Raw genomic sequence first — 12,534 nt, 5'->3', positions numbered from 1 at the left:
CAAAGCGCTTACATCACCGCGATAAATCCCAAACGGATTTACGCTTGGCGCGGGGTGGAGCAGCCCGGTAGCTCGTCAGGCTCATAACCTGAAGGCCGCAGGTTCAAATCCTGCCCCCGCAACCAAACAAAAATGCCGCCGCCAAGGCGGCTTTTTTGTTGGCCCACGCGGTGAGGATTTAATCCCTCAGAAGGCCCACGCAAAAAAGGCATAGCCAATCCCCAAAACAATAAATCGCACTACAAACAAAGCGCATGTCGGGCGCCTGCCGGATTCCTCCCAAAACCTCCAGAAAATGTGAAAAAGACGCACGATCTCAACGCATCAAGCCGCTCGAGGCCATAAATGCAGTCCTCGTACGCAGGCACAAAAGAACTGAGCTTAAGGCAACATCAATGACCGAACGAGGCAATGACGCTATGGCGATCACTCGGATAGGTCAAAACAACATGCGTCACAAGCGAGCCCAAATGCCACGTCCGACGCTCGACGAACAAACACGCGCTGCCAAAACCGATGTCGAGATTATGGCTTACCAAGTCCGACGCGCCGACGGCGCCTATCCGGTGCTCGCCCGCGCTCCAGGAAATCTCGTCCAGCAACCAGCGGCCAGGCGGCACGCTAACAAACGACATATCCACGGCGGAAGGCACCACAGAAACGTCGATCAAGCGTTCTTCGTAACAGAGCGCCATGCCGCCGCTGTAATGGACGCAGCTCAGCGCTAATACCTTTTCGGTATGGGAAGGGAAACCAAGACCCAAATCCGCGGCTGTACGAGGGCGTAAAGCACGCGAAATGAGGCGATAGTCATAAGCCAGACCGAGGCTCTCGACTTCTTCCCGAATATCCCGGATTTCCAGAACCGCGGATTGTGAGCGGGGGTAAGAGACGAATGTACCGGACTTCTTGCGCCTCTCGATCAATCCAGCCTGAGACAGCTGTGTCATGACCTTGTTCACCGTCATTCGCGAGCAGCCATATTGTGCAGCAAGATCCATTTCGAACGGTAGGTGGTAACCGGGTGGCCATTCGCCGGAGCGAATTCGGCCTTCGATATCGTTCAAAATGCGCTGGTGAAGTGTAAGGGTATCTCGGCGGTCTGACACGCGTATCCGCTTTCAAATATTTGTATATCAAACCATGTAATATGCTTCGTCACCGGGCCGAAATGAAATCTGCGGGGGCGCTGGCTGTATTGGCGATCCTGGCGCAGCGCCGGATTAGGCCTGACGCGAACTCCCTGACTTCAGGTTCATCCAGCCAACAGATCGACCATGACCGACTTGAAACGCTTCTCGATTTCCCTGCGGCGTTGATGACGACCATTCTCCACCTGCTTACTGCCGGCAACCCAGACGCTGTCGACAGACGCTGCGCCGGCAAATATCCAGCTGTCGAGAAGTGCATCGCCAGATACATGGCTCATCTTGCTCACATCGAGTGAAACGATATCCGCCGCGTTGCCGACATCAAGACCGCGGGTGCTCCCTAGGGCGGCGTTCCCGCCTTTTAGCGCTTCATCGAACAGCCTGCGCCCTGTGGATTGCCCGCTATCGGCGATGACATTGCGACTGTGCCGGGAAAGACGCTGGGAATATTCAAGCGTTCTCAATTCCTCCGGAAGCGAAATCAATACGTTGGAATCGGAACCGATACCGAAGCAGCCGCCGGCGGCCAGGAATTCCGGGGCGGAGAAGATGCCGTCGCCGAGATTGGCTTCGGTAATCGGGCAAAGGCCGGCAATCGCGCCGGTGCGCGCCATGCCGTGAGCCTCTTCCGTCGTCATATGCGTGGCGTGGATCAGGCACCAGCGCTTGTCCACCGGAGCATTTGCTAGCAACCATTCGATCGGCCGGGCGCCGGACCAGGCGATGCTGTCCTGTACTTCCTTCACCTGTTCGGCGACATGAATGTGGATGGGGGTGTTGCTGCCGGCCAGTGAAATAACCTCGTCGAGCTCCTCTTGGGTCACGGCGCGGAGGCTATGCGGTGCGATGCCAAGCTCGGCCCCCGGCAGTTTCGACGTGACGTTCCGGCAACCTTCCAGCAAACGCGCAAAACTCTTCGGTGAGTTGATGAAGCGCCTTTGGCCGTCCAGAGGTGAAGCGCCGCCAAAGCCGGAATGGGCGTAGAAAACGGGCAAAAGCGTGAGATTGATCCCGGTCTCGGCACTTGCCGCACCGATCCGTTCGGCCATTTCGGCTATATTTCCGTAGGCCCCGCCATCCTTGTCGTGATGCAGGTAATGAAACTCGCCGACGCGCGTAAAACCAGCTTCGAGCATCTCCATATAAAGCTGCGCGGCGATGGCTTCGACATGATCCGGGGTCATCGACAATGCAAAACGATACATGACAGCGCGCCAACTCCAGAAACTGTCGTCGGCCGGGCCGCGGACTTCCGCAAGGCCAGCCATCGCCCGCTGGAATGCATGGCTGTGCAGGTTCGGCATGGCCGGTAAGAAGACCCGATGGGTCTCGTCTTCCGGCCGAGGCGGAACATCCGTATCGATTGCCGCAATTTTTCCGTCGATGAGCATCAGCCGGACATTCCGGCTCCATCCGCCCGCCAACAGGGCCGTTTCAGCATGCAGCAAAGTCGTAGCCATCGTTTTCTCCCGAGCCCGGTTGCGAAGCGTGCATAGAAAATCGCTTGTCACCGCAATATTATGTATATACATGTTATCGCCGGGAGGAAAGACATCATGCTGACGAGCGGCGATGAAACTGCAAAGGCCCCTGGGGCCGATCGCGCCACGGTTTGGGTGAATGCGCGCATTCTGACCCTCGCTCCGACCGAAGGTTTTGTGCCTGTCGAGGATGCCGCAATCGCCGTCCAATCCGGCCGTATCGTTTTCGTCGGGCCAAGATGTGCTCTTCCTGCCGCGCTTCAGGCGGCCGAACAGGTCGATTGCGGCCGTCGCCTTCTGACCCCTGCCCTCATCGATTGCCACACCCACCTCGTGTTCGGTGGCGATCGTGCCATGGAATTCGAGATGCGGTTGGCGGGTGCGACCTATGAGGAAGTTGCCCGTGCTGGCGGCGGTATCGTCTCCTCCGTGAAGGCGACCAATGCGCTGTCGGTCGAGGAGCTTGCGAAGGCCGCGCTGCCCCGCCTCGATACGCTGCTTGCCGAAGGTGTTTCGACCGTGGAGATCAAATCCGGCTATGGTCTCTCCATCGAAGGCGAGTTGAATATGCTGCGCGCCGCGCGGCTGCTCCAAAGCCTGCGTTCCGTCCGCATCGTCACATCCTATCTCGCCGCCCATGCAACGCCTGTCGAATACAAAGGCCGGAACGGCGACTATATTTCCGACATCGTATTGCCGGGGCTGGATCGTGCCCATGCCGAAGGTCTGGTGGATGCGGTCGATGGTTTTTGTGAAGGTATAGCCTTTTCCGTCGAGGAGATGCGCCGCGTCTTCGACCGGGCCAGAGCGCTGGGCATTCCGGTAAAACTTCATGCCGAACAGCTCTCCAATCTCGGCGGCGCCAGGATGGCGGCGAGATATGGCGCTATGTCGGCCGATCATCTCGAATATCTGGATGCAGATGGTGCTACGGCCATGGCTGCTTCCGAGACCGTAGCGGTTCTGCTGCCGGGCGCTTTCTACGCCATCAACGAAACGCGGAAGCCGCCGGTCCAGTTGTTGCGCGATGCGGGCGTGCCGATCGCGGTGGCAACGGATTGCAATCCCGGCACCTCGCCGCTCACCTCGATGCTGCTTGCCATGAATATGGCCGCGACGCTGTTCCGCCTGACGGTCGAGGAATGCCTGTCCGGCGCGACGCGGGAGGCTGCACGTGCGCTCGGTCTGCTCGGCGAGACGGGCACGCTCGAAGTCGGCAAGTCGGCCGATTTCGCCATCTGGGATGTCGAGCGGCCGGCGGAACTTGTTTACCGCATAGGTTTCAACCCGCTGCATTCCCGTGTGTTCAAAGGACAAATTTCGAAAGGCCAGCAGGTATCCGCATGACGATCATCCTTCATCCCAGCAAGGTCCCACTCGCCGATCTGGCCGATCTTTACTGGAATGGCGGCGCAGCGCGCCTTGATCCGTCCTTCGATGCGGCGATTGCCAAGGGTGCCGCCCGCATCGCCGAGATCGCCGCCGGCAACGCACCGGTTTACGGCATCAATACCGGCTTCGGAAAACTCGCATCGATCAAGATCGACAGCGCCGATCTGGCAAAGCTGCAGCGCAATCTGATCCTTTCTCATTGCTGCGGCATCGGCAGCCCGCTGCCCGAAAATGTCGTGCGCCTGATCATGGCGCTGAAGCTCATTTCGCTCGGCCGCGGTGCTTCAGGCGTGCGGCTGGATTTGGTGCGGCTGATCGAGGGCATGCTGAAAAAAGGCGTCGTCCCGGTCATCCCGGAAAAAGGATCAGTCGGCGCATCCGGCGATCTGGCGCCGCTTGCCCATATGGCAGCCGTGATGATGGGTGAGGGCGAGGCGTTCCTTGAAGGGCGGATGATGTCGGCCAGGGATGCGCTTGCCAAAGCTGGACTGGAACCGGTCGTGCTGGCTGCCAAGGAAGGTTTGGCGCTGATCAACGGCACCCAGACCTCGACGGCCCTAGCACTCGCCGGCCTGTTCCGTGCGCATCGTGCGGCCCAGACGGCGCTGGTTACAGGTGCGTTGTCCACCGATGCAGCCATGGGTTCATCCGCTCCTTTCCATCCGGATATCCATACGTTGCGCGGCCATAAGGGCCAGATCGATGCGGGTGCGGCACTGCGCACCCTGCTTGCTGGCTCCGAGATCCGTGAAAGCCATATCGAGGGCGATGAGCGGGTGCAGGACCCTTATTGCATCCGATGCCAGCCGCAGGTCGATGGCGCCTGCCTGGATCTGCTGCGCCAGGTCGCCCGCACGCTGGAGATCGAGGCGAATGCGGTGACCGATAATCCGCTGGTACTCTCCGACAATGAGGTCGTTTCCGGCGGCAATTTCCATGCCGAACCGGTGGCCTTTACCGCAGACCAGACGGCGCTTGCCATCTGCGAAATCGGCGCAATAGCCCAGCGGCGCGTTGCGCTGCTCGTCGATCCGGTACTTTCCTATGGTCTGCCGGCATTCCTTTCCAAGAAGCCGGGGTTGAATTCCGGCCTGATGATCGCCGAAGTCACGTCTGCCGCCCTGATGAGCGAGAACAAGCAGATGTCGCATCCGGCATCGGTGGATTCGACCCCGACCTCCGCCAATCAGGAAGATCACGTTTCGATGGCCTGCCACGGCGCGCGCCGGCTTCTTGCCATGACCGAAAACCTGTTCGGCATTCTCGGCATCGAGGCGCTCGCGGCAGTGCAGGGTGTCGAGCTGCGCGGCCCGCTGAAGACCAGCCCGGAACTCCAGAAGGCGATCGGCGTACTGCGGTCGGCCGTGCCTTCGCTGGAAGACGATCGCTATATGGCGCCGGACCTGAAGGCTGCTGCCGAACTCGTCGCATCCGGTGCGTTTGCTGCTTCCATCTCGGCCGGCATCCTGCCGGTTCTGGAAGCCTGAGCCTGGCCGTATCGCAAACATAAATCAGAGGGTAAACAGGATGACCAATCCGCGTCACAACATTCGCGAAATCCGCGCCCCGCGCGGCAACGAGCTCAATGCCAAAAGCTGGATGACCGAAGCTCCGCTTCGGATGCTGATGAACAATCTCGATCCGGACGTGGCGGAAAACCCGCATGAACTGGTGGTTTATGGCGGCATCGGTCGCGCCGCCCGTACCTGGGAGGATTTCGACCGCATCACCGCCGCGCTGAAGACTTTGACGGAAGAGGAAACCCTGCTGGTTCAGTCCGGCAAGCCGGTCGGCGTGTTCCGCACCCACAAGGATGCGCCGCGGGTGCTGATCGCCAACTCCAATCTCGTGCCGCATTGGGCGACCTGGGACCATTTCAACGAGCTGGATAAGAAGGGGCTGGCCATGTACGGCCAGATGACCGCCGGTTCGTGGATCTATATCGGCACCCAGGGCATCGTGCAGGGCACGTACGAAACCTTCGTGGAAGCCGGTCGCCAGCATTATGACGGCAATCTCAAGGGCAAGTGGATCCTGACCGGCGGGCTCGGCGGCATGGGCGGCGCGCAACCGCTCGCAGCCGTCATGGCCGGCGCCTGCTGCCTGGCCGTCGAATGCGACGAGACACGCATCGATTTCCGCCTGCGCACCCGTTATGTCGACGCCAAGGCGAAGACGCTGGACGAGGCGCTGGCGATGATCGACCAGTGGACCAAGGAAGGTGAAGCCAAGTCCGTTGGCCTGCTCGGAAATGCGGCTGAAATCTTCCCGGCACTCGTCAAGCGTATGAAGGCCGGCGGTCCGTGCCCGGATATCGTCACCGACCAGACCTCGGCGCATGATCCGCGCAACGGTTACCTTCCGGTCGGCTGGACGGTCGAGGAAGCCAGGGCGAAGCGGGAAAGCGATCCGAAGTCGGTGGAAGTCGCCGCTCGCGCCTCGATGAAGGCGCATGTCGAAGCCATGGTTGCCTTCTGGGATGCCGGCGTGCCGACGCTCGATTACGGCAATAACATCCGCCAGGTTGCCAAGGACGAGGGCTTGGAAAACGCCTTCGCCTTTCCGGGTTTCGTGCCGGCCTATATCCGCCCGCTCTTCTGCCGCGGCATCGGCCCGTTCCGCTGGGCCGCACTCTCCGGCAATCCGGAAGACATCTACAAGACCGACGCCAAGGTGAAGGAGTTGTTGCCGGACAACAAGCATCTGCACAACTGGCTGGACATGGCCAAGGAGCGCATCTCCTTTCAGGGCCTGCCGGCGCGCATCTGCTGGGTCGGTCTTGGCGATCGCCACAAGCTCGGCCTCGCCTTCAACGAAATGGTCCGCAACGGCGAGCTTTCCGCCCCGATCGTCATCGGACGCGATCATCTCGATTCCGGCTCCGTTGCCTCGCCGAACCGTGAGACGGAAGCGATGAAGGACGGCTCGGATGCCGTTTCTGACTGGCCGCTTCTCAATGCGCTTCTTAACACTGCGTCGGGCGCCACCTGGGTGTCGCTGCATCACGGCGGCGGTGTCGGCATGGGCTTTTCGCAGCATTCCGGCATGGTCATTTGCTGCGATGGTTCGAAAGATGCCGATCGCCGTCTGGAACGTGTCCTCTGGAACGATCCGGCGACCGGCGTCATGCGCCATGCGGATGCGGGTTACGATATCGCGCTCGACTGCGCGAGGGAAAAAGGCCTGCGCCTTCCCGGAATTCTCGGCAATTGATCCCGCATGGCCCGGAAAAGTGGCCTCCGGTTTTCCGACAAGGACCATGCGGAGCTGAAAAAATGAAAATTCTTCGCACCGCCGATTACAAACGCATGCCGTGGAAGAACGGCAAGGGAGAGACGGTAGAGATTGCCGTCTTTCCGCCCGGCGCGTCGGTCGCTCACTTCGATTGGCGCATCAGCATGGCGACGGTTGCGGAAGATGGACCATTCTCGATTTTCCAAGAGATCGATCGTACGCTGTCGATCCTGAGCGGAGAAGGCATCGAGCTTTTAGTTGCCGGGCAGGAGCCAGCAATCCTGCGTCAGGAGACGCTGCCTCATGCGTTTGCGGCAGATGTGGCAACTTCGGCACGGCTGCTTGAAGATACCGTCGTCGATCTCAACGTCATGACGCGGCGCGGGCGGTTCACGCACAAGGTCAGCCGGCTATCCATCGAAAACGAAGTCTCGATAATCGCCGCCAGCGTGGTGACTGTCGTCTTTGTGGCGGGGCAATGGCAATGCGGCCCTGAGGAACTTTCCGATCGTAATGCCGTGCTGCTGGAGCAAGGCGAGACCGGCGTGTTCAAAGCGGCTGAACCGGCAAATTCCCTGCTTCTGATCGAAATTCAGCCCTGCGAGGCGGCCCTGTACCGCGCGTGACACTCCCGGCTTGCCGAACCTGAAAGCGGGGCTTAAGCAGGTAATCCGAATATATCCGGGAAGACGTGAGCATGGCGACGAGCAATTATTTTTCCAGCGTGGGCGGCCTGCCGCCGCAGACGCAGACCCTTTCCAGCAAGGCTGTTTTTACCACTGCCTATGCGGTGATCCCGAAGACGGTCATGAGCGATATCGTCACCAGCGTCCTGCCGCACTGGAATGCGACGCGCGCCTGGATCATCTCCCGTCCCCTGAGTGGTTTCGCAGAGACATTTGCGCAATACATCATGGAAGTGCTTCCCGGCGGCGGCAGCGAGCGGCCGGAGCCGGACGCTTGCGCCGAGGCCGGCATTTTCGTCGTCGACGGCGATATGACGATCACCCTGGATGGCAAGCCGCATGCGTTGCGCGCCGGTTCCTTTGCCTATCTTCCGGCCGGCTCGAAATGGACGCTGACGAACGACAGTGCCGCAGCCGTCCGTTTTCACTGGATCCGCAAGGCTTTCAAGGTCGTCGACGGGCTGGAGCCGCCACCGCCGGTCTTCACCCATGAGGATGAATGCGAACTCAACGCCATGCCGGATACCGAAGGCAAATGGGCGACGACGCGTTTCATCGACCCGGCAGACGTGCGTTACGACATGCATATCAACATCGTCACTTTCGAGCCGGGCGCCATCATCCCCTTCATGGAAACCCATATCATGGAGCACGGACTCTATGTGCTGGAAGGTAAGGCGGTCTATCGGCTGAACCAGGACTGGGTGGAGGTCGAGGCCGGCGATTACATGTGGCTGCGTTCCTATTGCCCGCAGGCCTGTTATGCCGGTGGTCCGGGCCGTTTCCGCTACCTTCTCTACAAGGACGTCAATCGCCATCCGGAGCTTCGCTACTGAACGGAGCGGATTGGCCATTGGTCTAGGCGCCGGCAGTTCCCTCCGGAACGACAAGGCGCTACATAATGCCCTAGCGAATACCGGGAGTGATCATGCGCGCAGTTCTGGGTGAGGTCGAAAGACGGCGGGCCGAAGCGAGGCTTGGCGGGGGCGAGAAGCGTATCGAAGCGCAGCATGCCAAGGGCAAGCTGACCGCGCGAGAGCGCATTGAAGTGCTGCTCGACGAAGGGTCGTTCGAAGAATTCGACATGTATGTCACCCACCGCGCGGTGGATTTCGGCATGGCCGAACAGAAGGTCGCCGGCGATGGCGTTGTGACCGGCTGGGGCACGATCAACGGCCGTCAGGTCTATGTGTTCTCCCAGGATTTTACCGTTCTCGGCGGCTCTCTCTCCGAAACCCATGCGCAAAAAATCTGCAAGATCATGGATATGGCGGTACGCGTCGGTGCGCCGGTGATCGGGCTGAACGATTCCGGCGGCGCCCGTATCCAGGAAGGTGTCGCCTCGCTCGCCGGTTACGCCGAAGTCTTCCGCCGCAACGCGGAAGCCTCCGGCGTCATTCCGCAGATTTCCGTCATCATGGGTCCCTGCGCCGGCGGCGCGGTCTACTCTCCGGCGATGACCGACTTCATCTTCATGGTGCGCGATTCATCATACATGTTCGTCACCGGCCCGGATGTGGTGAAGACGGTGACCAATGAGATCGTCACCGCTGAAGAGCTCGGCGGCGCCCGCACCCACACCCAGAAATCCTCCGTCGCAGACGCGGCCTTCGAAAACGATATCGAGGCGCTGGAAGCCGTCCGCCAGCTTTTCGATTTCCTGCCGCTCAACAATCGCGAGAAAATGCCAACGAGGCCTTTCCACGACGATCCGGCCCGGCTCGAAAACCGCCTCGACAGCCTGATTCCCGACAGCGCGACCAAGCCCTACGACATGAAGGAGCTGATCTACGCGATCGCCGACGAGGGCGATTTCTTCGAGATCCAGGAGGCTTTTGCGAAGAACATCATCACCGGCTTCATCCGCCTCGAAGGCCAGACGGTCGGTGTCGTCGCAAATCAGCCGATGGTGCTGGCCGGTTGCCTCGATATCGATTCATCCCGCAAGGCGGCCCGTTTCGTGCGTTTCTGCGATGCCTTCTCCATCCCGATCCTGACCCTGGTCGATGTGCCGGGCTTCCTGCCGGGCGTCGCGCAGGAATATGGTGGCGTCATCAAGCATGGCGCAAAACTGCTGTTCGCCTATTCGGAAGCGACCGTGCCGATGGTGACGCTGATCACCCGCAAGGCCTATGGCGGTGCCTATGATGTGATGGCGTCCAAACATATCGGCGCCGATTTCAACTACGCTTGGCCGACGGCCGAAATCGCCGTAATGGGCGCCAAAGGCGCTACCGAAATCATCTACCGTTCGGAACTTGGCGACCCGGAAAAGATCGCCGCGCGCACCAGGGAATACGAGGAGCGTTTCGCCACCCCGTTCGTCGCGGCCGAACGCGGCTTCATCGACGAAGTGATAATGCCGCATTCCTCCCGCCGCCGCATCGCCCGCGCCTTCGCCTCTTTGCGCAACAAGCAGGTGACGACGCATTGGAAGAAACACGACACGATTCCGCTTTAAGCCCGAGGAAATCCGCCAGGGGCCTTCCTATATCCTCACCGTCGCTTTCACCCATGACGCATTGATGCGCCGCTTCGAGAACAAGGATAGATTTTTTATGACTGACAAATCTCCCGCCGACAATTTTCCGGTCGGCTACGAACCCGACAAGGTCTGGACCTGGGAACAGGGCAATGGCGGCGCGTTCGCCAATATCAACCGCCCGATCGCCGGCCCGACGCATGACAAGGTCCTGCCCGTCGGCAAACATCCGCTGCAGCTCTATTCGCTCGGAACGCCGAACGGCGTCAAAGTCACCATCATGCTCGAAGAGCTGTTGGCGGCCGGTCATGAGGGCGCGGAATACGATGCCTGGCTGATCAAGATCGGCGACGGCAACCAGTTCGGTTCCGGCTTCGTCGAGGTCAATCCGAACTCGAAGATCCCGGCGCTGTCGGACCACGCTCCGAAGGGCGGCGGCGAGCCGATTCGTGTTTTCGAATCCGCCTCGATCCTCGTTTATCTCGCCGAAAAATTCGGAGCCTTCCTGCCGACCGAGCTCCGCGCCCGCACCGAGGCGATGAACTGGCTGTTCTGGCAGATGGGCTCCGCACCCTTCCTCGGCGGTGGTTTCGGCCATTTTTATGCCTATGCGCCGATCAAGATCAAATACGCGATCGATCGTTACGCCATGGAAGTGAAGCGCCAGCTCGACGTGCTCGACCGCCATCTTGCCGATCACCAGTTCCTAGCCGGCTCGGAATATTCGATCGCCGACATGGCCATCTGGCCGTGGTATGGCAATCTCGCTCAGGGCAAGGCCTATGGCGATGCCGGCGATTTCCTCGATGTCGGCAGCTACAAGCATCTGCAGCGCTGGACGGAAGAGGTTTTCGCCCGCCCTGGCGTGAAGCGTGGCCGCATGGTCAACCGCGTTTCGGGCGAGCCGTCCGAGCAATTGCATGAACGCCACGACGCCTCGGACTTCGATACGAAGACCCAGGACAAGATCGCCAAGGCGTAAGAACAAAGCATACGAAGGAAGAATGACATGGCCAACCTGCCCGACATGACGAAACACCGGGGCTTTCCATCCGGAATGCCGGGCACGGGTGTCCAGTTCATCATCCGCCGTGCCAATCCGAGAGGGGTGACGCCTGTCAAGGCGCTGCCCCGCAAGGCCCGGCCCGGTACCAAGGAACATGCCATCGACGCAGCCTTCCTGCATGCGCTCTGGCATCACTTTGGTTTTGAACCCTTTGAGCGCGGCAATCTTGATGCCGCGCGTCTCAACCTTCTTTTCGGCCGCGAAGTGGTGGCCGCGGACAAGAATTTCGATCCGCTGTCCTACGAGTCCATGCTTGTCATCAACGAAAAGGTCGCGCGGCAGAGCTTTCCAGAATCCTTCGGCGACGTATTCGAGGTGTGATGGGCGCTCTGGATCGGATCACCGGGAACTGGGTCTATGGCGGCTCGCTGGCCGGCCTTCTCTTGTTGGCGCTGACGCCACTTTTCGTCACCGCATGGTCCTGGCCGCTTGTTTCGGTTTTCCTGCAGTTGCCGGTTTATATGCTGCATCAGTTCGAAGAACATGATGCCGGGCGTTTCGGAGCCTTTATCAACGCTCAGATCGGTGGCGGCCGAGTGGTCCTGCCGGATAGCGCGATTTTCGTCATCAACGTGCCGGGCGTCTGGGGTATCAACGCCATCGCCCTTTGGCTTGCAGTTGAAAGCGCACCCGGCTTCGGGCTTGTCGCCGTCTATCTGACGCTGGTCAACGCGATTGTGCATATCGGCCCGGCGATTGTGCTGCGCCGTTACAATCCGGGGCTCATCACGGCCATTGTGCTTTTCCTGCCTTTGTCGGTCTGGGCCTTGGCAGAGGTCTCCGCATTGCCGGGCACCGGTTTAGGCCATCATGTTCTGGGTCTGGGATCAGCGGTGCTGATCCATATGGCCATCGTCGCCTATGTTTTTCGCAACAAGCGCCGCAATGCGGGATTGAAAGAAAAGATCGTCTGAGATGTTCAAGAAAATCCTCATTGCCAATCGCGGCGAGATCGCCTGCCGGGTCATCAAGACGGCGCGGAAGATGGGCATCAAGACGGTGGCGGTCTATTCCGATGCCGATGCGCAGGCGCTGCATGTGC

The 12,534-nt window shown here is 60.1% G+C and carries 12 protein-coding genes and 1 tRNA gene; 11 read left to right on the top strand and 2 right to left on the bottom strand.

Going from position 1 to position 12,534, the window contains the following annotated elements; genetic code table 11:
- Positions 1–48: 48 nt before the first annotated feature.
- A tRNA-Met gene (locus KX729_RS32735) sits at positions 49–125 on the top strand.
- Between the two features lie 267 nt (positions 126–392).
- On the opposite strand, the gene hutC is transcribed toward KX729_RS32735, so the two are convergent.
- Positions 393–1,109 carry a histidine utilization transcriptional repressor HutC gene (hutC, locus tag KX729_RS32730; RefSeq protein WP_219746609.1) on the bottom strand — a complete coding sequence of 239 codons (717 nt, stop codon included), beginning with the start codon at positions 1,107–1,109 and terminating at the stop codon, positions 393–395.
- Between the two features lie 146 nt (positions 1,110–1,255).
- Positions 1,256–2,611 carry a formimidoylglutamate deiminase gene (locus KX729_RS32725; RefSeq protein ID WP_219746608.1) on the bottom strand — a complete coding sequence of 452 codons (1,356 nt, stop codon included), beginning with the start codon at positions 2,609–2,611 and terminating at the stop codon, positions 1,256–1,258.
- 99 nt (positions 2,612–2,710) lie between these two features.
- Here KX729_RS32725 and hutI point away from each other — a divergent pair, with 99 nt between their 5' ends.
- The 10 genes from hutI to KX729_RS32675 all read left to right on the top strand — a co-directional run.
- Complete coding sequence (gene hutI / locus KX729_RS32720) at positions 2,711–3,979, top strand: imidazolonepropionase (RefSeq protein ID WP_219746612.1); 1,269 nt, start codon at positions 2,711–2,713, stop codon at positions 3,977–3,979.
- Positions 3,976–5,511 (top strand): histidine ammonia-lyase, encoded by a 1,536-nt coding sequence (hutH, locus tag KX729_RS32715; RefSeq protein WP_219746607.1) that lies wholly within the window; start codon positions 3,976–3,978, stop codon positions 5,509–5,511. The genes hutI and hutH overlap by 4 nt, the downstream gene beginning before the upstream one ends.
- A 40-nt stretch (positions 5,512–5,551) precedes the next feature.
- Positions 5,552–7,237 carry a urocanate hydratase gene (gene hutU, locus KX729_RS32710; protein WP_219746606.1) on the top strand — a complete coding sequence of 562 codons (1,686 nt, stop codon included), beginning with the start codon at positions 5,552–5,554 and terminating at the stop codon, positions 7,235–7,237.
- A complete protein-coding gene (locus KX729_RS32705) occupies positions 7,234–7,884 on the top strand; it encodes a HutD/Ves family protein (protein WP_376776122.1) in 651 nt (216 codons plus the stop codon). Before hutU ends, KX729_RS32705 begins: the two co-directional genes overlap by 4 nt.
- A 71-nt stretch (positions 7,885–7,955) precedes the next feature.
- The gene (locus KX729_RS32700; protein WP_219746605.1) at positions 7,956–8,780 is read left to right on the top strand and encodes a bifunctional allantoicase/(S)-ureidoglycine aminohydrolase; all 825 of its coding nucleotides are present in this window, start codon (positions 7,956–7,958) and stop codon (positions 8,778–8,780) included.
- Between the two features lie 92 nt (positions 8,781–8,872).
- Positions 8,873–10,405 carry an acyl-CoA carboxylase subunit beta gene (locus KX729_RS32695; protein WP_219746604.1) on the top strand — a complete coding sequence of 511 codons (1,533 nt, stop codon included), beginning with the start codon at positions 8,873–8,875 and terminating at the stop codon, positions 10,403–10,405.
- A 97-nt stretch (positions 10,406–10,502) separates the two neighbouring features.
- Positions 10,503–11,408, top strand: a complete 906-nt coding sequence (yghU, locus tag KX729_RS32690) for a glutathione-dependent disulfide-bond oxidoreductase (protein ID WP_219746603.1) — start codon at positions 10,503–10,505, stop codon at positions 11,406–11,408.
- 27 nt (positions 11,409–11,435) lie between these two features.
- Positions 11,436–11,813, top strand: coding sequence for a hypothetical protein (locus KX729_RS32685; RefSeq protein WP_025554456.1), 378 nt, complete (start codon positions 11,436–11,438; stop codon positions 11,811–11,813).
- Positions 11,813–12,406 carry an HXXEE domain-containing protein gene (locus KX729_RS32680; protein ID WP_219746602.1) on the top strand — a complete coding sequence of 198 codons (594 nt, stop codon included), beginning with the start codon at positions 11,813–11,815 and terminating at the stop codon, positions 12,404–12,406. Before KX729_RS32685 ends, KX729_RS32680 begins: the two co-directional genes overlap by 1 nt.
- Before the next feature lies 1 nt (position 12,407).
- Positions 12,408–12,534: biotin carboxylase N-terminal domain-containing protein (locus KX729_RS32675; protein ID WP_219746610.1), on the top strand; the 127-nt coding region annotated here is incomplete at its 3' end.

Source organism: Neorhizobium populisoli (assembly GCF_019430945.1).
Classification (GTDB): Bacteria; Pseudomonadota; Alphaproteobacteria; order Rhizobiales; family Rhizobiaceae; genus Neorhizobium; species Neorhizobium populisoli.
This window is presented reverse-complemented; position numbering and strand designations above follow the sequence as displayed.

Coding starts and splice junctions, on each gene's coding strand:
- KX729_RS32725 (WP_219746608.1), bottom strand. CDS start 2,611: ATGGCTACGACTTTGCTGCATGCTGAAACGGCCCTGTTGGCGGGCGGA.
- hutH (WP_219746607.1), top strand. CDS start 3,976: ATGACGATCATCCTTCATCCCAGCAAGGTCCCACTCGCCGATCTGGCC.
- hutU (WP_219746606.1), top strand. CDS start 5,552: ATGACCAATCCGCGTCACAACATTCGCGAAATCCGCGCCCCGCGCGGC.
- KX729_RS32700 (WP_219746605.1), top strand. CDS start 7,956: ATGGCGACGAGCAATTATTTTTCCAGCGTGGGCGGCCTGCCGCCGCAG.
- KX729_RS32695 (WP_219746604.1), top strand. CDS start 8,873: ATGCGCGCAGTTCTGGGTGAGGTCGAAAGACGGCGGGCCGAAGCGAGG.
- yghU (WP_219746603.1), top strand. CDS start 10,503: ATGACTGACAAATCTCCCGCCGACAATTTTCCGGTCGGCTACGAACCC.
- KX729_RS32685 (WP_025554456.1), top strand. CDS start 11,436: ATGGCCAACCTGCCCGACATGACGAAACACCGGGGCTTTCCATCCGGA.
- KX729_RS32680 (WP_219746602.1), top strand. CDS start 11,813: ATGGGCGCTCTGGATCGGATCACCGGGAACTGGGTCTATGGCGGCTCG.